This window comes from Streptomyces sp. Z423-1, assembly GCF_013009255.1.
GTDB lineage: Bacteria > Actinomycetota > Actinomycetes > Streptomycetales > Streptomycetaceae > Streptomyces > Streptomyces gossypiisoli.
On sequence record NZ_CP053109.1, the window covers coordinates 9,194,793 to 9,216,306 of the forward strand.

18 protein-coding genes and 1 pseudogene are annotated in these 21,514 nt (G+C 71.3%); 6 read left to right on the forward strand and 13 right to left on the reverse strand.

Annotated features, from left to right (window positions below):
- Positions 1–15 precede the first annotated feature (15 nt).
- Together HJD23_RS41815 and HJD23_RS41820 are read right to left on the reverse strand one after the other, a co-directional pair.
- Positions 16–450 (reverse strand): ATP-binding protein, encoded by a 435-nt coding sequence (locus HJD23_RS41815; RefSeq protein ID WP_171116048.1) that lies wholly within the window; start codon positions 448–450, stop codon positions 16–18.
- Between the two features lie 300 nt (positions 451–750).
- Positions 751–2,655, reverse strand: coding sequence for an AMP-dependent synthetase/ligase (locus HJD23_RS41820; protein WP_171116050.1), 1,905 nt, complete (start codon positions 2,653–2,655; stop codon positions 751–753).
- A 153-nt stretch (positions 2,656–2,808) separates the two neighbouring features.
- On the opposite strand from HJD23_RS41820, the gene HJD23_RS41825 reads away from it, so the two are divergent.
- Positions 2,809–3,042, forward strand: coding sequence for a DUF6480 family protein (locus tag HJD23_RS41825; protein WP_141310848.1), 234 nt, complete (start codon positions 2,809–2,811; stop codon positions 3,040–3,042).
- Positions 3,043–3,391: 349 nt separating this feature from the next.
- Here HJD23_RS41825 and HJD23_RS41830 read toward each other — a convergent pair whose 3' ends face one another.
- The 6 genes from HJD23_RS41830 to HJD23_RS41855 form a co-directional block, all read right to left on the reverse strand.
- Positions 3,392–4,480 (reverse strand): glutamate--cysteine ligase, encoded by a 1,089-nt coding sequence (locus HJD23_RS41830; RefSeq protein WP_171116052.1) that lies wholly within the window; start codon positions 4,478–4,480, stop codon positions 3,392–3,394.
- 107 nt (positions 4,481–4,587) lie between these two features.
- Positions 4,588–6,825, reverse strand: coding sequence for a 1,4-alpha-glucan branching enzyme (gene glgB / locus HJD23_RS41835; RefSeq protein ID WP_171116054.1), 2,238 nt, complete (start codon positions 6,823–6,825; stop codon positions 4,588–4,590).
- Between the two features lie 5 nt (positions 6,826–6,830).
- Complete coding sequence (locus HJD23_RS41840) at positions 6,831–8,213, reverse strand: maltokinase (protein ID WP_171116056.1); 1,383 nt, start codon at positions 8,211–8,213, stop codon at positions 6,831–6,833.
- Between the two features lie 28 nt (positions 8,214–8,241).
- Positions 8,242–9,960: a maltose alpha-D-glucosyltransferase gene (gene treS, locus HJD23_RS41845; protein ID WP_171134127.1), complete on the reverse strand. Its 1,719-nt coding sequence runs from the start codon at positions 9,958–9,960 to the stop codon at positions 8,242–8,244.
- Between the two features lie 8 nt (positions 9,961–9,968).
- Entirely contained in the window at positions 9,969–11,942 is a 1,974-nt protein-coding gene (locus tag HJD23_RS41850; RefSeq protein WP_171134128.1) for an alpha-1,4-glucan--maltose-1-phosphate maltosyltransferase, read from the reverse strand.
- A gap of 69 nt (positions 11,943–12,011) precedes the next feature.
- Positions 12,012–12,308, reverse strand: coding sequence for a DUF5133 domain-containing protein (locus HJD23_RS41855; RefSeq protein WP_171108851.1), 297 nt, complete (start codon positions 12,306–12,308; stop codon positions 12,012–12,014).
- 299 nt (positions 12,309–12,607) lie between these two features.
- Here HJD23_RS41855 and HJD23_RS41860 point away from each other — a divergent pair, with 299 nt between their 5' ends.
- Both HJD23_RS41860 and glgX read left to right on the forward strand, forming a co-directional pair.
- Positions 12,608–13,120: a pep a2 gene (locus tag HJD23_RS41860; RefSeq protein ID WP_171108849.1), complete on the forward strand. Its 513-nt coding sequence runs from the start codon at positions 12,608–12,610 to the stop codon at positions 13,118–13,120.
- On the forward strand, positions 13,117–15,300 hold the full coding sequence (gene glgX / locus HJD23_RS41865) for a glycogen debranching protein GlgX (RefSeq protein WP_171108847.1): 2,184 nt from the start codon (positions 13,117–13,119) through the stop codon (positions 15,298–15,300). The genes HJD23_RS41860 and glgX overlap by 4 nt, the downstream gene beginning before the upstream one ends.
- Positions 15,301–15,324: 24 nt before the next feature.
- Here glgX and HJD23_RS41870 read toward each other — a convergent pair whose 3' ends face one another.
- Entirely contained in the window at positions 15,325–16,125 is an 801-nt protein-coding gene (locus HJD23_RS41870) for a VOC family protein (protein WP_171108845.1), read from the reverse strand.
- A gap of 124 nt (positions 16,126–16,249) precedes the next feature.
- Between HJD23_RS41870 and HJD23_RS41875 the strand changes: the two genes are divergently transcribed.
- Positions 16,250–16,582 carry an ANTAR domain-containing protein gene (locus tag HJD23_RS41875; RefSeq protein ID WP_240980944.1) on the forward strand — a complete coding sequence of 111 codons (333 nt, stop codon included), beginning with the start codon at positions 16,250–16,252 and terminating at the stop codon, positions 16,580–16,582.
- Between the two features lie 12 nt (positions 16,583–16,594).
- Here HJD23_RS41875 and HJD23_RS41880 read toward each other — a convergent pair whose 3' ends face one another.
- The gene (locus HJD23_RS41880; RefSeq protein ID WP_171108844.1) at positions 16,595–17,389 is read right to left on the reverse strand and encodes a SigB/SigF/SigG family RNA polymerase sigma factor; all 795 of its coding nucleotides are present in this window, start codon (positions 17,387–17,389) and stop codon (positions 16,595–16,597) included.
- A 284-nt stretch (positions 17,390–17,673) separates the two neighbouring features.
- Here HJD23_RS41880 and HJD23_RS41885 point away from each other — a divergent pair.
- Together HJD23_RS41885 and HJD23_RS41890 are read left to right on the forward strand one after the other, a co-directional pair.
- Positions 17,674–17,793, forward strand: a pseudogene (locus HJD23_RS41885) (multidrug ABC transporter permease); the annotation flags it as partial.
- A gap of 207 nt (positions 17,794–18,000) precedes the next feature.
- Positions 18,001–18,522, forward strand: a complete 522-nt coding sequence (locus tag HJD23_RS41890; RefSeq protein ID WP_171108842.1) for a hypothetical protein — start codon at positions 18,001–18,003, stop codon at positions 18,520–18,522.
- Between the two features lie 9 nt (positions 18,523–18,531).
- On the opposite strand, the gene hemC is transcribed toward HJD23_RS41890, so the two are convergent.
- From hemC to HJD23_RS41905, 3 genes are all read right to left on the reverse strand, one after another.
- Entirely contained in the window at positions 18,532–19,464 is a 933-nt protein-coding gene (hemC, locus tag HJD23_RS41895; protein WP_171108840.1) for a hydroxymethylbilane synthase, read from the reverse strand.
- Between the two features lie 49 nt (positions 19,465–19,513).
- Positions 19,514–20,290, reverse strand: coding sequence for an NPP1 family protein (locus tag HJD23_RS41900; protein WP_171108838.1), 777 nt, complete (start codon positions 20,288–20,290; stop codon positions 19,514–19,516).
- Between the two features lie 143 nt (positions 20,291–20,433).
- On the reverse strand, positions 20,434–21,417 hold the full coding sequence (locus HJD23_RS41905; RefSeq protein ID WP_171108836.1) for an ATP-dependent DNA ligase: 984 nt from the start codon (positions 21,415–21,417) through the stop codon (positions 20,434–20,436).
- Positions 21,418–21,514 lie beyond the last annotated feature (97 nt).

Below are 21,514 nucleotides of genomic sequence, written 5' to 3' on the forward strand. Positions count from 1 at the left end.
CATCGTCGTCGAGCCTCACCAGGGCAGGAACACATGGATGTCCTTGCCGTGATCGTCGCTCACCACGCTGACCTGGTCGCACAACGTCTGGATCAGATGCCACCCGATGCCGCCACCGCCGGTGTTGGGGTGGAAGGGGCGGGGTGCCGGAGGCGTGCTGCTGGTGTCGTGGACGGTGATGTGCACCCCGTCGTAGGTCCGCCGTATCCGCAGGTGGAAGGGCCCGGGCGCGTACTGGACCGCGTTCGCGGCCAGCTCCGTCACGACCAGCAGGATGTCGTGCCAGGACTCCGGGGTCGCGGGCGGCGCGGAGCGGGCCAGGTCGCGGAGGAAACCCTCCGCGGCCAGCCTCGCACCGGTCACGTCCTGCCGCACACCGGCGAACCCTGCCGTCCGGCTCGGGATTCCTTGGCCGGCCAGTGTTTCGTCCCAACGCGGCTCGGTTGCCATGTCGCCCTTCCAGCCCCTCGTTCGCAAGGCTGAGCCTGTGTCTGACGGGGTCGCACTCTGCGGGTTCCCGTACCCGTGGGGCCTACGCGTCTGTCCGCCCGGGAGTACCCGATTCGCCGGGTGCGGGCCCTTGCCCGCGCGAACGCCGGACCGCTGCCCGGAGCAGGCGGCGACACCGCGAGCGCAAAGAGAATTCGCGCGCCTGAAGTCCCCCACAACACGTACCCCCGGACCCCCGGACCCCCGCCGGAGATCACCAGGTCGGCGATGCCGAGGAACGGTGACGGCCGGCCGGACGGCTCAGCGGAACACGTCGTCCGAGTCGTCCCACCCGGCCGGTTCCTCCGGCGCGGCGAGCCGGGGCGGGCGCGAGCGGGCCTCGTACATGGCGTCGATCTCCGCGGCGTAGTGCCGCACGATCGCGTCCCGCCGCAGCTTCATCGACGGCGTCAGCAGCCCGTTCGTCACGTCGAACGGCTCCGGCAGCACCCGGAACACCCTGATCGACTCCGAGCGCGACACCGCGCTGTTGGCCGCGGCGACCGCCCGCGCGACCTCCTCGCGCAGCGCGTTCTCCTCGCGGGCCTCGCGGACCGGCGCGTCGCCCGGCAACGCCAGCGCCGCCCGCCAGTGCGCCAGGAACTCCGGGTCCAGGGTGATCAGGGCACCCACGCAGGGCCGGTCGTCGCCCACGACCACCGCCTGGTGGATCAGGGGATGCATCCGCAGCCGCTGCTCCAGCGCGGCCGGGGCGACGCTCTTGCCGCTGCTGGTGATGATGATGTCCTTCTTGCGGCCGGTGATCGTCAGATAGCCCTCGGAGTCCAGCCGCCCCAGGTCCCCGGTCGCCAGCCAGCCACCCCACAGCGCGGCCCGCGTCGCCGCCTCGTCGTTGATGTAGCCCTGGAACACCGAGGGCCCGCGCACCAGGATCTCCCCGTCGTCCGCGAGACGGATCTCCGTGCCCGGCAACGCCTGCCCGACCGTCCCGGACTTCTCCCGGCCCAGCGGCTGCATGGTCACGCCGCCGCAGGTCTCGGTGAGGCCGTAGCCGTCGTGTACGTAGATGCCGATGCCCTCGTAGAAGAGGGACAGTTCGCGGTGGAGCGGCGAGCCGCCCGAGGTGCCCCGGCAGACCTGGCCGCCGAGCGCGGCCCGCAGTCGGCGGTACACCGTCCGCTCGTACAGCGCGTGGTGCAGCCGCAGCTCCAACCCGGGCCCCGAACCCCGGCCGAGCCGCTGCCGCTCGGTGGCCGCGGCGAACGCCCGCGCGGTCTCCGCGGCCCGCTCGAACAGGGCACCGCGGCCCGCCTGCTGGGCCGTCCGCAGGAAGTTCTTGTACATCTTCTCGAAGACCGACGGCACGGCGTAGAAGTACGTCGGGCGGAAGGAGCGCAGCGCCGACGCCAGCGCCTCCTGGCCGAGGTTCGGCTCGTGGGCCATCAGCAGCCCGCCGCGGATGCACAGGCCCTGGATCATCAGGCCGTACGCATGGGAGAACGGCAGGAAGGCGAGGACTCTGCCCTGCTCGCCGGGCGGCGCCGCCGTCTGACGCCAGCCCGCCAGCAGGATGTCGCACGGGCTCGCCAGACCCCGGTGGCTCAGCGCGCACCCCAGGGGGCGGCCCGACGTACCCGAGGTGTAGGCGATGACGGCGGTGGAGTCCGGCAGCACGATGCGGCGCAGCGAGTCGACCGTGAGCGCCGGGAGGAACTCGCCGCGCTCCGCCAGCTCCTGAAGCGCGCCCGCGTCCAGCTGCCAGACATGCCGCAGCATGGGCAGCCGCGCGCACACGGGGCCCACGGTCATCACGCCCTGCTCGTCCTCGACGACCACCGCCACGCAGTTCGCGTCCCGGAGGATCCATTCGACCTGGTCGCGTGACGCCGTCGGATAGATCGGCACGACCTCCGCGCCCACCGCCCAGAGCGCATAGCTGAGGACGGTCCACTCGTAGCGGGTGCGGGCCATGATGGCCACGCGGTGTCCCGGCGTGATGCCCGAGGCGACCAGCCCCTTGGCCAGGTCGACGACTTCGTCCCGCAGCTCGATCGCCGTGACCTCCTCCCATTCGGTCGCGGAGGGGTCGGGGCGGCGCGCGATCAACGGCAGGGTCGGGTTGTCCGCCGCCGTCTCGAAGAGGCTGTCGGCGAGCCCGCCGGTCATGGAGGAGACGGTGGGGGGAGCGAGTGCGAAGTCGCGCATGCGCTGCTCCTGACGTGTACGGGCTGTGACCTCGCCGACGAGAACTGTTATCGACGGTGGCGAATCTAGCCCAGGTCAGACCCTTTCGTGCCGGGAACGGAGAACTGGCCTTCCGCCTTGATGATCTCGGCGCGTTCGGGGGACTCGGACGGCATGAGTCACACCAATCCCGATCCCGAACCCGACCGCTCGACAGGGCTGGAACCGGGCGGCTCCGTACCCCCCGGAGAGACCCCGCCCGCGGAGAGCAGCATGCCGGGAGCCCTGCCCCGGGAGACGCACAACCCGCCCAAGGGCTGGGCCAAGGCACCGCTGACGCTGATCATCGTCGTCGCCGTGCTGGTCGCGGCGTTCTTCCTGGCGTACGGCCTGATGCTGATGCTGTAGCGGCAGACAGCCCCATGACGCCACCTCATCACCTGGCATCACGCCCGACACCCGACGCCAGCCCCGGCGCGCGGCGTCAGCCCCGATGCCTGGCGTCAGCCCGACGCCTGGCGTGAGCCTCGGCACGTGGCGTCAGCCCCGACGCCTGGCGTCAGCCCCGACGCCTGGCGTCAGCCCCGACGCCTGGCGTCAGCCCGCGCTCGGCGTCGCCCCGGCGCGCGGCTCAGCCCGACGCCTGGCGTCACCGCGGCGCCCGGTGTCACCCCCGATGCCCGGCGTCAGCCCGACGCCTGGCGTCAGCCCGACGCCCGGCGTCAGCCCGCGCCCGGTGTCGCTCCGGCGTGCGGCGTCACCCCTGGGTGTGCCGGGTGCACTGCAGGACGACGTCCCGCAGGCTTCCCGTCCGCGCGAGCAGCTCCCGCTGCACTCGCGCGCCGTTGCCGCGTCGTAGTAGCTCGGCGCAGGAGTCCTGCGCCCGGGCCAGGTCCCCGGTGTCCTTGAGCGCGTCTCCGACGTGCTCCAGCAGGGCCCGTACGACCGTCTCCGCGGGCGCCGCCCGCATCACCGCCGGGTGCAGCAGCTCCCCGGTGAGCCCCGAGCGGGCCGCCCGCCAGGCGGCGAGACGCAGCACGCTCACGCTGTGCTCGGCCGGCCCCCGGCCCGCCCGCCACTCGCGCGCGGCCGTCTCGACCAGCCCGCGGACGAGGGCTGCGATGAGGACGGCGGTGTCCGCGTGCAGACAGACGTCCGCGACCCGGACCTCGACGGTGGGGTAGTTCCGGGACAGCCGGGCGTCGAAGTAGACCATGGCCTCGTCGAGGAGGGTCCCGGTGGCCATCATGTCCGCCACCCGCCGGCGATACCGCTCGGCCGAGCCGAACAGCTCGGTCGGCCCGGCCGACGGCCAGCGCTGCCACACCCGGCTGCGGTAACTGCTGTAACTGGTGTCCTTGCCCTGCCAGTAGGGCGAGTTGGCGCTCAGCGCCGACAGCACCGCCAGCCACGGCCGCACCCGGTCGATGACCGCGACGCCCTCCTCGTCGGACTCGACGGCCACATGGACATGGCAACCGAGGACGAGCTGCTCCTGCGTCGCGATCCCGTACTCCTGCGCCATCCACTGGTAGCGATAGTGCGCGCCGACCGCGGGCTTGACGGGCAGCGGCGACGTGGCCAGCGCCGCCACCGAGCAGCCGATCTCCCCGGCGTTGCGCGCCGCCTCCTCGCGGCAGCGGACGATCTCCGCGCCCAGGTCCGCCATGTCCGTCTGCGGATGCGTGTTGAACTCCAGCATCTGATCGTGGAGTTCCTTCTCGAAGACGAAACCGTCGGCATGGTCGTGCGCGGCACGCGCCAGCACGGCGGCCGACCGCGCCCGCGGCTCCCCGCTCTCCGGGTCCACCAGGAGGAGTTCCTCCTCCACTCCGACGGTGCGCACCTCATGCGGCCTTTCGTCGACCCTGCACGACGGCTTCAGGCCCGCCGTACGTCTCCGAATGCCCCTGGAAGGCCACTCGGACACCTGAAGGCCGTGCGCGGCCGCCGTCAGGCCGGGCGCAGCCAGACCGTGGCCAGGGGCGGCAGGGTCAGCCGGATGCTCGCGGGACGGCCGTGCGACTCCTGCGCCTCGGCCTTGACCGGGTCGGGGTGGGTGATGTCGCCGCCGCCGTACCGCGACGCGTCGGTGTTGAGGATCTCCTGCCAGGCCGGGACGTCGCCGGGGACGCCGATCCGGTAGTCGTGCCGGACGGCCGGGGAGAAGTGGGAGATCGCCAGCAGGGGGCTGCCCTGCTCGTCGTACCGCAGGAACGCGAAGACGTTGTCGTCGGCCGCGTCGCACTCCACCCACTGGAAGCCCCCGGGGTCGGTGTCCCGCTGCCAGAGCGCCGGCGTGGCCAGGTAGCGGGCGTTGAGGTCGCGGACCAGGTCCTGCACCCCACGGTGATCGCCCGCCGCGCAGTAGCCGGGTTCGAGCAGCCACCACTCGGGGCCGTGCTCCTGGGACCACTCGCCGCCCTGGGCGAACTCCTGCCCCATGAACAGCAGCTGCTTGCCCGGGTGGGCCCACATGAAGCCGAGGTACGCGCGATGGTTGGCGCGGCGCTGCCACCAGTCGCCGGGCATCTTGGTGACCAGCGCCTGCTTGCCGTGGACGACCTCGTCGTGCGAGATGGGCAGCACGTAGTTCTCGCTGTAGGCGTAGATCATCGAGAAGGTCATCTCGTGGTGGTGGTACTTGCGGTGGATCGGATCCTTGCTCATGTACTCGAGCGAGTCGTGCATCCAGCCCATGTTCCACTTCAGCCCGAAGCCCAGGCCGCCGCTGTCGGTCGGCCGGGTCACCCCGCCCCAGGCCGTGGACTCCTCGGCGATCGTCACGACACCGGGCGCCCGCCGGTACACCGTCGCGTTCATCTCCTGCAGGAACGCCACCGCGTCCAGGTCCTCCCGCCCGCCATGGACGTTCGGCGTCCACTGGCCGGACTCCCGCGAGTAGTCCAGGTAGAGCATCGAGGCGACGGCGTCCACGCGCAGCCCGTCGATGTGGAACTCCTCGCACCAGTACACCGCGTTGGCGACCAGGAAGTTGCGCACCTCGGTGCGCCCGAAGTCGAACTCGTACGTCCCCCAGTCCGGATGCTCCGCCCGCTGCGCGTTCCCGGGCTCGTACAGCGCGTCCCCGTCGAACCGGGCCAGCGCCCAGTCGTCCTTCGGGAAGTGCGCCGGCACCCAGTCCATGATCACGCCGATCCCGGCCCGGTGGCAGGCGTCGACGAAGTACCGGAAGTCGTCCGGGCTGCCGAGCCGGGCCGTCGGCGCGTAGAAGCCGGTGACCTGGTAGCCCCAGGAGCCGCCGAAGGGATGCTCGGCGACCGGCATCAGCTCGACGTGCGTGAAGCCGAGGTCCTTGACGTACTGCGGCAGTTCCTCGGCGAGTTGACGATACGTCAGCCCCGGTCGCCAGGAGGGGAGATGGACCTCGTACACCGAGAACGGCGCCTGGTGCACCGGCCTGTCCCCGCGGTGCGCCATCCACTCCTGGTCGCCCCACTCGTAGTGCGAGGCCGTCACGATCGACGCCGTGTCCGGCGGCACCTCCGTGCGGCGTGCCATCGGGTCGGCCTTCAGGAACCGGTGGCCGTACTGCGAGGTGATCTCGAACTTGTACCGGGTGCCCTCGCCGATGCCCGGCAGGAACAGCTCCCACACTCCGGAGGCGCCCAGCGACCGCATCGGGAACGCCGTCCCGTCCCAGTGGCAGAAGTCCCCGGCGACCCGCACCCCGCGCGCGTTCGGCGCCCACACCGTGAACCGGGTGCCGGTCACGCCCTGGTGTGTCATGGGCTCGGCGCCCAGCGCCTGCCACAGCTGCTCGTGCCGGCCCTCCCTGATCAGATGCAGGTCGAGCTCACCGAGGGCGGGCAGGAAGCGGTACGGATCATGGACCTCGTACTCGTCCTCCCCGTACGCCACGAGCAGCGTGTAGTCCGGGATCGTCTTCATCGGCAGTACGGCCGAGAAGAGGCCGTCGCCCTCCGAGGTGAGCGCGACCCGCTTCCCGTCGGTCAGCACGCTCACCGCGCTCGCGAACGGCCGGAGCGCCCGCACGGCGATCCCGCCGGGGACAGGGTGCGCGCCTAGCAGGGCGTGCGGGTCGTGATGCGCGCCCGCCAGCAGGCGTTCCCGGTCGGCCGGGTCCGGCTCGGGCGCGCTCCCGCCGGGCGTTCGAGCCGACGGGAGCGGGCCGGGCCTCTTCGGGGGTGTGATGTCGCGCAGCGCCACGGCTTTCAGTCTCCTCTCACGGCGAGTCGTTCGATCGCCGCCATGGGTACGGGAAGCCAGTCCGGGCGGTGCCTGGCCTCGTACAGTGCCTCGTACACCGCCCGATCCGTCTCGTAAGCACGCAGCAGGCCGTGCTTCTTACGGGGATCCCAGCCCGCCCGGGCCGCGTAGCCCGCGCAGTAGGCCTCCCGGCAGCGGCGCGCCCACTGCGGACGCCAGGGCCGGCGCTGCCGGGCCGCGTAGTCGAAGGAGCGCAGCATGCCCGCGATGTCCCGGACGGGGGACTGGGCGCTGCGCCGTTCGGCGAGCGGACGGGACGGCTCGCCCTCGAAGTCGATCACGAACCACTCGCGGCCCGCCCGCAGCACCTGCCCCAGATGCAGATCGCCGTGGATGCGCTGGGCCGGCGGCCCGGCGTCGCACGTCAGCAGCGCGCTGAACGCCGACCGCAGCCCGGGCACGAACGGCCTCAGCGCCGGAACGCTGTGCGCGGCGGCGTCGAGGCGTTCGGTCATCGCCGCCGCCATACGCCCGTTCTCGCACCGCCCGCCTGCGGTGAACGCCGCGGCCAGCGCCAGGTGCACCTCGGCCGTGGCCCGCCCCAGCGCACGCGCCTCGGCGGTGAAGTCGCTGCCGGTGGCGAGTGCGTGCAGGGCAAGGGTCCAGCCGTCGGAGGCGTTGCGCAGGAAGGGCTGGAGCACACCGAGCGTGGCCTCCTGCGGCTGGGTGGTGTGGAACCAGGCCACGGGCGCGGGCACCCGGTCGCAGCCCTGCCCGGCCAGCGCGCCCGGCACTTCCAGGTCGGGGTTGATGCCGGGCTGGATGCGCCGGAAGACCTTCAGGATGAACTCGTCGCCGTACACCAGCGAGGAGTTCGACTGCTCGGCGTCCAGTACCCGCGGCACCAGTCCGGCCGGGACCGGCTTGGCCGGGTCGGCCTCGAAGCGCAGCGGCCCGGCGGTGCCCGGGTGCCGCAGACGTTCCAGCAGCAGCTGCGCCGAACGGAGGTCCTGAAGGGCGTCGTAGACCGTCATCCCCACCAGCGGGCCGTCCTGCGCCTGGCCGATCAGGGCCCGGCCCAGGCGCGGCGACGGATGCTCCCGGACGCCGAGGAACAGCTGGTAGCAGTCCCCGGGCGGGGGAGTGCCCCAGGGGGAGGGCACCCCGGCGAGAGCGCTGTGGCCGCCCGCGTGTCCGGCGTGCACCAGCAGATGCAGACAGCCCGGAAACAGCTCCGTCAGCGACAGCAGGCGCAGGTCCGTGACGGGCCGGTCCTTGCCTGCGAACCAGCGCTGCCGGGGCAGCCACTCGCGCAGCAGCCCGTCGAGTGAGGACATGGACGCGGTGAGCCCACTGTCGCTCGGCAGGAGGGATGCGGTCTTCGTCATGGTGACGCCTCCTTTCGTCGGCGCACGCTCACAGTCGTCGGCCGATACGAGATGCGACTCGGACGAGCCGGAACCAGTAGAAGCCGTGGCCCCCCAGGGTCAGCAGATACGGCAGCTCACCGATGGCGGGGAACCGCACCCCGCCGAACAGCTCGACCGGATGCCGGCCGGCGAACTCGCGCAGGTCCAGCTCGGTCGGCTGGGCGAACCGGGCGAAGTTGCTGACGCACAGCACCAGGTCGTCCTCGTACTCGCGCAGGAAGGCGAGCACCGCGGGGTTCGACGACTGCAGTTCGGTGTACGAGCCGAGTCCGAAGGCGGGGTTCTGCTTGCGGATCTCGATCATCCGGCGGGTCCAGTGCAGCAGCGACGAGGGCGACGCCATGGACGCCTCGACGTTGGTGACCTGGTAGCCGTAGACCGGGTCCATGATGGTCGGGAGGGTGAGCCGGCCCGGGTCGCAGGTGGAGAAGCCCGCGTTGCGGTCGGGGGTCCACTGCATGGGGGTGCGCACGGCGTCGCGGTCGCCGAGCCAGATGTTGTCGCCCATGCCGATCTCGTCGCCGTAGTACAGGATCGGGCTGCCGGGGAGGGACAGCAGCAGGGCGGTGAACAGCTCGATCGTGTGCCGGTCGTTGTCCAGCAGCGGGGCGAGTCGGCGGCGGATGCCGATGTTGGCGCGCATGCGCGGGTCCTTGGCGTACTCCGCGTACATGTAGTCGCGCTCTTCGTCGGTGACCATTTCGAGCGTGAGCTCGTCGTGGTTGCGCAGGAAGATGCCCCACTGGCAGCCGGACGGGATCGCCGGGGTCTTGGCGAGGATCTCCGAGACCGGGTAGCGGGACTCCCGCCGCACCGCCATGAAGATCCGCGGCATGACCGGGAAGTGGAACGCCATGTGGCATTCGTCGCCGCCGGAGGTGTAGTCGCCGAAGTAGTCGACGACGTCCTCCGGCCACTGGTTGGCCTCGGCGAGCAGGACCGTGTCCGGGTACAGCGCGTCGATCTCGCGGCGGACGCGCTGGAGGAACTCGTGCGTGGCCGGGAGGTTTTCGCAGTTGGTGCCCTCCTCGGCGTAGAGGTAGGGCACGGCGTCCAGCCGGTAGCCGTCGATGCCGAGGTCCAGCCAGAAGCGGAGGGCGGCCAGGATCTCCTCCTGCACGGCCGGGTTCTCGTAGTTGAGGTCCGGCTGGTGGGAGAAGAACCGGTGGAAGAAGTACTGCTTGCGCACCGGGTCGAAGGTCCAGTTGGACACTTCCGTGTCGACGAAGATGATCCGGGCGTCCTGGTACTGCTTGTCGTCGTCGGCCCACATGTAGTAGTCGCCGTAGGGGCCGTCGGGGTCTCTGCGGGATTCCTGGAACCACGGGTGCTGGTCGCTGGTGTGGTTCATGACGAAGTCGATGATGACGCGGATGCCGCGCTGGTGGGCGGCGTCGACGAACTCGACGAAGTCGGCGAGGTCACCGAACTCGGGCAGGACGGCCGTGTAGTCGGAGACGTCGTAGCCGCCGTCGCGCAGCGGGGACTTGAAGAAGGGCGGGAGCCAGAGGCAGTCGACGCCGAGCCACTGCAGGTAGTCGAGCTTGGCGGTCAGGCCCTTGAGGTCGCCGACGCCGTCGCCGTTGCTGTCCTGGAAGGAGCGGACGAGGACCTCGTAGAAGACGGCACGCTTGAACCACTGAGGGTCCCGGTCCTTGGCGGGTGTGTCCTCGAAGGTGTCCGGGACGGGCTCGTTGACAGTCATGACGCTGCTTACCCTCCGTTCTGCGGCGACACGGGTGGCCACTGGACATGGAGCACGTGGGCGGGGGCCCGGCCGGGCTCCAGACGCACGTAGTTGGTGCTGCCCCACTGATAGGTCTCACCCGTCAGTTCGTCGCGCACGGACACGGAGTCGTGCCAGTCCAGGCCGAGGTGCGGCATGTCCAACGAGACCGTGGCCTCCTGGGTGTGGTGCGGGTCGAGGTTCACGACCACCAGGACGGTGTCGGAGCCGGTGCGTTTGCTGTACGCGATCAGCGCGTCGTTGTCCGTGTGATGGAAGCGGAGGTTGCGGAGCCGGCGCAGGGCGGGATGGTTGCGCCGGATCGTGTTCAGCTGCGTGATGAGGGGGGCGATGCTGTTCGGGTCGTCCCAGTCGCGGGGCTTGAGCTGGTACTTCTCGGAGTCGAGGTACTCCTCGCTGCCCTCGCGCAGGGGGGTGTTCTCGCACAGCTCGTAGCCGCTGTAGACGCCCCAGGTGGGGGAGAGGGTGGCCGCCAGGACGGCGCGGGCCTCGAAGGCGGGGCGGCCACCGTGCTGGAGGTAGGCGTGCAGGATGTCGGGGGTGTTGACGAAGAAGTTCGGCCGCATGTAGGCGGCCGCCTCACCGGACAGCTCGGTCAGATACTCCGTCAGCTCCTGCTTGGTGTTGCGCCAGGTGAAGTACGTGTACGACTGCTGGAAGCCGATCTGGGCCAGGGTGTGCATCATCGCGGGGCGGGTGAACGCCTCCGCCAGGAAGATCACGTCCGGGTCGGTGCGGTTGACGTCGGCGATGACGCGTTCCCAGAACATCACCGGCTTGGTGTGCGGGTTGTCGACGCGGAAGACGCGCACGCCGTGGGCCATCCAGTGCCGCAGCACCCGCAGCGTCTCGGTGACCAGGCCGTCCATGTCGCGGTCGAAGGCGATGGGGTAGATGTCCTGGTACTTCTTCGGCGGGTTCTCGGCGTGGGCGATGGAGCCGTCGGGCCGGTGGTGGAACCAGTCGGGGTGCTTGTCGACCCAGGGGTGGTCCGGGGAGCACTGCAGGGCGAAGTCGAGGGCGATCTCCAGCCCGTGGCTCTTGGCCTGGGTGACGAACCAGTCGAAGTCCTCCAGGGTGCCCAGGTCGGGGTGGACGGCGTCGTGGCCGCCCTCGGGCGAGCCGATCGCCCAGGGCACGCCGACGTCGTCGGGGCCGGCGGACAGGGTGTTGTTGGGGCCCTTGCGGAAGGTGCTGCCGATCGGGTGAATCGGCGGCAGGTAGACGACGTCGAAGCCCATCGCGGCGATGGCCGCAAGGCGGCGCGCGGCGGTGCGGAAGGTGCCGTGCGGGCGCTCGGGCGTGCCCTCGGAGCGCGGGAAGAACTCGTACCACGACCCGAACAACGCGCGCTCGCGCTCCACCAGCAGCGGCAACGGCTCGGACGCGGTCACCAACTCCCGCAGCGGGTACACCGCGAGCACCGCATCGACCTCCGGCGTCAACGCCGCCGCGAGGCGGGTGGCGATCGGCAGCGAGTCGTCCCGGAGGGTTCGCGCGGCGGCCAGCACGACCTCGCGGGCCGCCCGATCGGGAACGTCGGCGGCGGCCCGCTCGTACAGCCCGGCGCCCTCTTCGAGGACCAGGCCGGTGTCGATGCCCGCCGGAACCTTGATCCCGGCGACACGGCGCCAGGTGGTGATCGGGTCGCTCCACGCCTCGACGGAGTACGTCCACAGGCCGACGGCGTCCGGCGTGACGTCGGCGCCCCAGCGGTCGGTGCCGGGGGCGAGTTCGCGCATCGGCGTCCAGGGGCCGGGGCGGCCCTGGGGATCCCTCAGCACGACATTGGCGGCGACCGCGTCATGGCCCTCACGGAACACAGTGGCCGTGACCTGGAACGTCTCTCCAGGGACGGCCTTCGCCGGACGCCTGCCGCAGTCCACCGCGGGATGGACGTCCCGGACCGGAATGCGGCCGATGGCCTCAGTCATACTCATGGGTCTCACCTCCGTCGTACTCAAAGCCGGGCCCCTCGGCCCGGCTCGGGATCCTGCACCTGAAGCGGGCTAGCGCCCCGCTCGGGAACGCCGGCCCTTCGGGGGTCCCCGTCGGGGGACGCGCCCCGGACGTGGACGGCAGGTCTCGTCCCGCAGGTAGGTGGCCAGCGTGGTGCGCAGATAGCGCTCGGCCGCCTCGGCGGCCTCCCGCGCGCAACGCTTCCCCATCAGCACGCAGAGGGTGTAGCCCGAGTCCTCGAAGCCGGTCCGCACCGCACTGTCGGCGGGGGCCGCGAGCATCGCGCGCTCCCAGGCCCGGTACCGCCGCAGTTGCCGGGTGACTTCGGCTCTGGCGGGTAGCAGCATGGCGCCGTTCACCTTCCGGGCGCTCGATGGGCACGTTCCCGACGGTCGGGCCGGTGGCCGGGCCCGCGAGGGGCACGGATCCGTTACGGCGATCGAGGCCTTCACTCATGGTGCACGCACGACGACCCAGCGTCTTGTTAGAGCTTCAATCACCTCACCCATTCGCTCGTGTTGCACGAATGGGCTAGCGCCCGCACTGTTGATGTGACTCAGAAGCGATCGGCATTCACGCTTCGTGTTCGGGGGGTCGGCCCGCTAGGGCGAGGGAGCAAGAGCCTCGTCGGTGAGGAGCCACGACGATGAAGACCGCAGTGCCCTGCTACTACCACCTCGACGTGGAAGTCAGCCCGGAACGCGTGGGACAGGTCAGCCGCATCCTCGCGGCCCACCTGAAGTACTGGGACCTGGAAACGCTCGTCACGCCCGTCTGCCGCAGCGCCGAGCTGCTGCTGAAGGCCATCGACGAGCACGCGACGGACAAGCACACGTCGATCGAGATGTGGTGGAACGGCCAGCACCTGATCACCGCAGTCGGTGACAACGACCAGGACCTCCGCCCCGACCAGGATCTGCGGGCGTGCCTGGAGCACATCGCCGCGGTGAGCGACGGCTGGGGCTGCTGCGCCACCGACACCGGCAGCAAGGTCATCTGGTTCTCGCAGCGGGCCCGCGCCGGCCAGCGCGTCCCGCTGGTGCCGAAGGCGCCCGCGCCCAGTCTGCGCGAGGGGCTGCAGGTGCCCCGCGAGATCCCGGTCGCCGCCCTGGCCACCCCGCCGAGGCCGGCCGACGGCGCCCTGGAGGACGCGCGGTGACGAAACAGCCGAACCGCAAGGACGGGGTGCCCGCGTGGAGCGGGCACCCCTACCCCTTGGGCGCCGCCTACGACGGCAAGGGCACGAACTTCGCGCTGTTCAGCGAGGTCGCCGAACGCGTCGAACTCGTCCTGGTCGACGACGGGGGCCGCCACCGCGACGTCCCCCTGACCGAGGTCGACGGCTTCGTCTGGCACGGCTATCTGCCCGACGTCGGGCCCGGCCAGCGCTACGGCTACCGGGTGCACGGACCCTGGCACCCGGCCGCCGGCCAGCGCTGCAACCCCGCGAAGCTGCTGCTCGACCCGTACGCCACCGCCGTGGACGGGCAGATCGACAACCACCCCTCGCTGTACGAGCGCTCGGCGTCCGGCCCCGACCCGGCCGACAGCGCCGGGCACACCATGCTGGGCGTGGTCACCGACCCGGCGTTCGACTGGGGCCACGACCGCCCGATCCGACGGCCGTACGCCGACACCGTGATCTACGAGGCGCACGTCCGCGGACTCAGCCGTACGCACCCGGACGTGCCGCCCGAACTGCGCGGCACCTACGCCGGACTCGCCCACCCCGCGATCGTCGACCACCTCACGTCACTCGGCGTGACCGCCGTCGAGCTGATGCCGGTGCACCAGTTCGTGCAGGACGGTGTGCTCCAGGACCGCGGCCTGTCCAACTACTGGGGCTACAACACGATCGGCTTCTTCGCCCCGCACAACGCCTACGCCGCGCACGGCACCAGGGGCCGGCAGGTCGCCGAGTTCAAGTCGATGGTCAAGGCGCTGCATGCGGCCGGGCTCGAAGTGATCCTCGACGTGGTCTACAACCACACCGCCGAGGGCAACGAGAAGGGCCCCACGCTCTCCTTCCGGGGCATCGACAACTCCTCGTACTACCGCCTGGTCGACGGCGACTTCAGGCACTACTACGACACCACCGGCACCGGCAACAGCCTCCTCATGCGGCACCCGTACGTCCTTCAGCTGATCATGGACTCGCTGCGGTACTGGGTCACCGAGATGCACGTCGACGGCTTCCGCTTCGACCTCGCGGCCACGCTGGCCCGGCAGTTCCACGAGGTGGACCGGCTGTCGGCGTTCTTCGACCTGATCCAGCAGGACCCGGTCATCAGCAGGGTCAAGCTGATCGCCGAGCCGTGGGACGTCGGCGAGGGCGGCTACCAGGTGGGCAACTTCCCGCCGCTGTGGTCGGAGTGGAACGGCAAGTACCGCGACGCCGTACGGGACTTCTGGCGCGGTGAGGAGCACACGCTCGGCGAGTTCGCGTCCCGGCTGACCGGCTCCTCCGACCTGTACCAGCACAGCCGGCGCCGGCCGCGCGCCAGCGTCAATTTCGTCACCGCGCACGACGGATTCACCCTGCGCGACCTCGTGTCGTACAACGACAAGCACAACGAGGCCAACGGCGAGGGCAACCGCGACGGCGAGAGCGACAACCGGTCCTGGAACTGCGGCGCCGAGGGCGACTCCGACGACCCGGCCGTGCTCGACCTGCGCGCCCGCCAGCAGCGCAACTTCCTCGCCACCCTGCTGCTGTCCCAGGGCATCCCGATGCTCTGCCACGGCGACGAGATCGGGCGCACCCAGGGCGGCAACAACAACGCCTACTGCCAGGACAACGAGGTCTCCTGGATCGACTGGCGGCTGACCGAGGAGCAGCGGGACCTGCGGGACTTCGCGCGGTACGTCATCGCGCTGCGGGCCGCCCATCCGGTGCTGCGCCGCCGGCGCTTCTTCCGGGGCGAGACGGTCACGCACGCCGGGCAGCCGCTGCCCGACCTGGTGTGGCTGCAGCCGGACGCCACCGAGATGTCGGACGAGGACTGGCAGCGCTCCGACGCGCACTCCGTCGGCGTCTTCCTCAACGGCGACGCCATCGCCGAACCGGACGCCTACGGCCGCCGCGTGACCGACGACTCCTTCCTGCTGCTGCTCAACAGCTACTGGGAGCCGGTGGACTTCCGGCTGCCGGACAGGACGTACGGGGAACGCTGGACCACCCTCATCGACACCGCCGACCCGCAGGGCCCGCCGGACGAGACCGAGCACAAGGCGGGCACCGGCCTCACGGTTGAGGCACGCAGCCTCGTCCTGCTGTCACGGCCGTCGCGGAACCAGCCGCCGGCACGGAAGAGGGGCTGGGCGCGGGAACGCCGGTGAAGAAGGCCGCCGCCCGGGACGCCCTCACCGCTGCCGGCGTGCCGTCACCGTGAACTGCGCGCCGTCGGGATCCCGCAGCACCGCCTCGTCGGCGTCCAGACGCAGCACGCTGCCGCCGTGGTGCTCCGCCGCCCGGGCGCAGGCCGCCACATCGCCGACGGCGAAGTGGATCTGCCAGTGCGGCCGGATGGTCGGGTCGGGCGCCGCCCCCAGGGCGCCGGACTCGATGCGGGCCACCACGTCGCCGCCGCTGCGCAGGACGACCTCCTCGCCCTCGTAGTTGACCTCGCAGCAGCCGCGGCTCGCCGCCCACTCCAGGACCTCGCCGTAGAAGATCGCCGCGTCGAAGGCGTCTCTGGTGTGCAGGCGGATGAAGGCCGGCGAGGCACGGCGCCAGGTCTCCCAGTCGGTGACCAGCTCGCCCTCCCAGATGCCGAAGGTGGCTCCGTCCCGGTCGGCGAGCAGTGCCGCCCGGCCGGGCGGCAGGGCGATCGGCCCGACCGCCGCCGTACCGCCGCGCTCCTGCGCCCGGCCCACCGCCTCGTCCGCGCTGCGCACGGCGAAGTACGGCGTCCAGGCGACCGCCATGTGCCACATGGCGGCGACCGCGGCGATCCCGGCGACCGGCGCGCCATTGGCCAGGGCGATCCGGAAGTGGTCGCCGAGCTTGGCCTTCCGCCACTCCCAGCCCAGTACGGCGGTGTAGAACTCCTCGGTGGCCCGCAGATCGCGGCTGGTGAGGCTCACCCAGCAGGGCGCACCGAAGGCGGTGTGCGTGGAGACGACGTCCGTCGTACGGGTCGTGGGTGTCGTGTCGTGTTGCATGGCAGTCGTCCTGGTCTCGTCGACCGGCAGCCACCGGTTCGACACCAGTGTCCAACCGGAACCGGTCATGCCGCCTGCCGAGTACCCCGGTGGCACGCGTCAGTCGCGGTGGGAGGATGTAAGGGTGGCACGAGTACCGCACGAGCCCGCGGGCGACACGGACCGCCTCCGCGCGTTGGAGGACGAGGTCGCCCAGCTCAAGGAGGCCATGACGTCGCATGCCGTGGTCGACCAGGCCATCGGCATGGTCGTGGCGCTCGGCAGGGTGACGCCGGACCAGGGGTGGGCGGTGCTGAAAGAGGTCTCCCAGCACACGAACATCAAGCTCCGCACGATCGCGGAGCTGATTCTGATCTGGGGCCGCGACGGGGAGATGCCCCCGGAGATCCGCGCCGAACTGGAGGACGCCCTCGACCGGTACGGTCCGACGCAGATCCCCGGTGCACCTGTGGAGTGACTCGGGGTGCCCTCAGCGGGGCGCTCCGGCCAGCAGTTCCTCGCGCAGCCGGGCGAAGCAGGCGCTGAGGAGCCGGGAGACGTGCATCTGCGAGATGCCGAGCTGCTGCGCGATGCAGCTCTGCGTCATGCCCCGGAAGAAGCGCAGGTAGAGGATGGTCCGCTCGCGCTCTGGCAGGGCCTGGAGACAGGGCGCCACGGCCACCCGGTCGACGACCACGTCGTAACTCGGGTCGACCCCGCCGATCGCGTCCGCGAGGGCGTAACCGTCGGTCCCCGGCATCTCCGCCTCCAGGGACAGCGCGGTGAAACACTCCAGGGCCTCCATCCCGGTGCGCACCTCGCTCTCGCTGAGCTCGGCGTACTCGGCGATCTCGGCGACGGTGGGGGGCCGGCCGGGTGTCGTCTGCGCGAGTTCCTTCGCGGCGCGCCGCACCCGGTTGCGCAGGTCCTGGACGCGGCGCGGGACGTGCAGCGTCCACATGTGGTCACGGAAGTGGCGCTTGATCTCGCCGGTGACCGTCGGCACGGCGTACGCCTCGAAGGCGCGGCCGCGTGCCGGGTCGTAGTGGTCGACGGCCTTGACCAGGCCGAGGGCGGCCACCTGGTAGAGGTCCTCCAGGGCCTCGCCGCGACCCCGGAACCGCACGGCGATCCGCTCCGCCATGGGCAGCCAGACCCGCACCAGCTCATCACGCAGGGCCTTGCGTTCCGGGCCGTCGGGGAGCTGCCGGAGGCGTTCGAAATCCGCGGCCGTGTCAGGAGCGTCGTCGTGGGGGTGTTGCTTCGTTCTGCTGGCGGTACGCATGAGGCGCGCCTCCCTCAGCAGGTGCCGGTTGGACAGACACCGTGGGCGGCGCGCCCGGACCACTCGGAGGAGTCAGGCGGGCCCGGAATGCCCCGACCCACGGACGTGCCTCCTGTCCGAAGCACTTAAATGGGGATTCCCTGAACAAATAGGTACGAAACACTCTTCAGGTCCACCGTGCCATCCTCCGGCGGGCCTGACCCTCCCTTGGGCCATTTGGCGAGCTGGCCGACGCGCTCGTCGGAGTCCAGCGGCTGATCCGGCGCAGGGTGCGCGCCGAGACCCAGGCGTTCGCGTCCGGAGTGAAGGCGTTGATCCAGGCCGTGGTCGTGATCGTCATCGCCGCCGTGCTGGGCGTGGCGCTGACCTGGAACCCGCTGCGGCTGCTCGGCATCGCCGCCGCCTCCTCACTGCTGGGCCGGCCGGCTCGCTGATCGCGGCCCGGACGTGATGTGCGGCACGCCCGTGAAGGCGTCGGCGTGGATTCTCCCTGCGCACGGCTTGATCACCGATCAAGTCGGGGAAATCCCTGGCCACGGCCCATTCCGCTCATTTGACACTGCGCTCGGGCCACGGATAGGAAGCACCTTCGAGAGGTCGAGAGGTGGAGCGTGTACGAGCCGAACGTGATCGGGGACTGGCAGGAGTACGACGAGCATGCCGGTCTGCGCGTTCGCGTCCACCGTCTGGAGCGGGCCGAGCCCCCGCGCGGACGCGACGACGCCGCCGAGGGGCTGACGTACTTCCGGCTGCGGGTGACCGTCGAGAACCGCGGTGACCGGCGCTTCGGCATCCACCTGGAGGACGGCCAGATCGACGTGCGGATCGGCCCCGACGGGGAGAGCGCGTTCCTGGACTGGCGCAACTCGCAGTTCGTCGAGGGCTACGACGTCTACCCGCTGCGCCGGGCCACCGCCGTGCTGTACGCGGCCGGACCCGAGGCCGCCCTGGGGCAGGTGGACGTCCAGATCCAGTTGCGGGTGGACGACGACTGGAGTGACCGCCGCCTGTGGGCGGGCGGCATCGGACTGCACGAGGGCCCCTCCTGCGCCCCCACCGGAGCCGGCCGGGAGAGCCTGGCCCACCAGGTGAGCAACTTCCTGCGCGACCAGGCCGAGGAGGGCACCGCCTGACCCGGGGGGTCAGTGCGGGATGCCGTCGATGATCTCGCGGGCGCCCTGCCGTAGCAGCGCCACGGCGACCGACGTGCCCAGGGTGGCCGGACCGAGGCGGCCCGCCCACTCGTGGGCGTTGAGACGGGTCTTGCCGTCCGGGGTGAACACGCAAGCCCGCAGGGACAGTTCGCCGTGGTCGACCCGCGCGAACCCGGCGATCGGGCTGTTGCAGTGGCCCTGCAGCACATGCAGGAACATCCGCTCCGCCGTCGCCTCCCGGTGCGTGTCCGGGTCGCCGAGCGCGCTGACGGCGTCGATGAGGTCGGTGTCGCCCTCACGGCACTGCAGGGCGAGGATGCCCGCGCCGATGGGCGGCATCATCACCTCGGGGGAGAGAACGTCGCTGATCACGTCCCGGCGGCCGATGCGCTCCAGGCCGGAGACGGCCAGCAGCAGCGCGTCCGCCTCACCGGCGGCGAGCTTCGCCAGCCGGCGGTTGGCGTTCCCGCGGAACGGCACGCACTCCAGATGCGGGTGGGTGGCGGCCAGCTGGGCGACCCGGCGCACCGACGAGGTGCCGATCCGGGTCCCGGCCGGAAGCTGGTCCAGGGTGAGCCCGCCCGGGTGGACCAGGGCGTCGCGGATGTCGTCCCGCTCCAGGAACGCCGCGAACACCGTGCCCGCCGGGAGCGGCCGGTCGGCGGGCACGTCCTTGACGCAGTGCACCGCGAGATCGGCCGCACCGGCCAGCAGCGCGGCGTCGACCTCCTTGGTGAACGCGCCCTTGCCTTCGACCTTGGCGAGATCGCCGAGCCACTTGTCGCCGGTGGTCTTCACCGGCACGACCTCGGTTCTCACCTCGGGATACCGTGCGGCCAGCTCGGCCTGCACCCGGGCCACTTGGGCGAGCGCCATGGGGGAGTCACGGGAGACGATGCGGATCAGTTCGGGGACCGGCATGCGGACACGATAGACCGTCGCCGGCCCCCGTTGCTCCCGAGAGCGCCGGTCAGGCGTTGGGGTCGAACGCGATGCCCGAAGGCTTCGCCGAGGCCAGGTGGGAGTTGAAGCTGCCGTCCTTCAGGCCGAAGTTGGCGCTGCCGAAGTTGTACGACGTCAGCTTGTCCCGCACGCCCGCCGGGTAGCCGTTCCAGCCGACCAGCGGCGGGTACTGCCAGGTCCCCTTGTGGTTCTCCGGCGGCTCGTCGTTCGAGTTCGCCGCACGGAAGCAGTGCGTGCTGATGCCGTCCTTGTGGTACACGATCTTCGCGTGCGTGCCGTCGAAGCGGATCGCCGAGGCGTTGTGCACCGTGAACGAGCCGTGGTTCGACGTCGAGACGTACTGGACCTGGTTGTTCTGCACCCACACCACGACGTGCTCCCAGTCGTGGCGGTGCCCGCCGAGGCTGCTGCCCGGCAGGGCCTGGTCCTTCTCGAAGTACAGGCCGTACATGAAGGCGCACCAGCCGTTGTTGCACTTGTAGCGCGAGTAGCTGTTGGTGTTGTCCAGGTCCGAGGCGTCCCGGCAGTTGCCGTTGAGCGCCCCGGTCGGCTTGAGGCCGCCGTTGACGGTGCCGTCGGCGCTGATGGCGGGCGTCGAGTAGCAGCCGTCCGTGTCGTAGTCGAAGGCCGGCTGGTACGTCCGCTCCAGGCTGTCGGCGTTGGCGGGCAGCGCCGGCGGCGGGGCGGCGAAGGCGGTGGCGGGGAAGGCGACGACGAGGGCGACGGCTCCACCGACGACGGTGAGCCATCTCCTGCGGTGCGGGGCGGACTTCTGCGACGACACTGCGTCCTCCTCCTGGTCCGGGCGCAGCCCAACGGCTGTGGGGGAAAGGGCAGTTCAGCATCCCGGGGATCCCCGTCGGAGCCAAGAGGTCACAGGCGTCCCGTTGGTGAAGGGCAGCCCAATAATTGCCTGCTGATCACTCGTCAGGCGAGGTGGTCCGGCAGGTCGGCCGTGGACTCCTCGGGCGTGAGGTCGGGCCGCAGCCGCAGCCAGGACGGCTGGCGCAGCAGTCCGGCCCTGGTACGGGTGCTGTAGCGGACCTCGCCGACCAGCCGGGGCAGCACCCAGCGCGCGCCCGGCGCCGGCGGCACCGGATCGAAGGGGCAGACGTCACTCGCGTGCTCCCGCAGCAGCGCCGCGAGGTCCGTGCGTTCGGCCTCGCTCCAGCCGGTGCCGACGCTGCCGACGTAGCGCAGCCGTCCGGCCGCGTCGCGCTGGCCGACCAGCACGGCGCCGGGCAGGCCGGTCAGCCGGCCCTTGCCGGGCTGCCAGCCGCCCACCACCACGTCCTCGCCGCGCATGTTGCGGATCTTGATCCAGGCGCGCGAGCGCACACCCGGCTCGTACACCGAGTCCAGCCGCTTGCAGACCAGGCCCTCCAGACCGTGGTCGAGGGTGCCCTGCAGGGCCTGGGCGCCATGGCCCACCAGCGCGCCCGGCGTGGACCAGAACGGCCCGGCGAGGCCCAGCTCCTCCAGCCGGGCGCGCCGGCGGGCGTAGGACTGCCCGATCAGGGAGCGCCCCGCCAGATGCATCACGTCGAACAGCACCAGGTGCACCGGAACCTCCGCCGCCCGGCGCGCCGCCCGCACCGGGGCGTGCGCGAGGCCCATCCGCGACTGGAGCAACTGGAAGTCGGCGCGCCCCTGTTCGTCCAGGGCCAGCACCTCGCCGTCCAGTACGGCGGGCGTGCTGCCGAGGGCGCCGCCGAGGGGGCGCAGTTCGGGGTAGGCGGCGGTGATCTCCTCACCGGACCTGGCGCGCAGCACCACGCTGCCGTCGCCGGGGAGATACACCACCGCGCGCTGGCCGTCCTGCTTGGTCTCGTACGCCCACCGCGCGTCCTGGGAGGCGGGCGGCAGGGTGCCGGGCGTGGCGAGCATGGGGGCGATCAGCGGCAGGGTCACGGCTTGAGATGTCGACGGGCCGGGGCGGCGCCACGCGCCCCGCCCGCAGGTTTCCCCTGAACGGAGGGTGGGGCCACAGCGCCCCGGACGGCGGCGG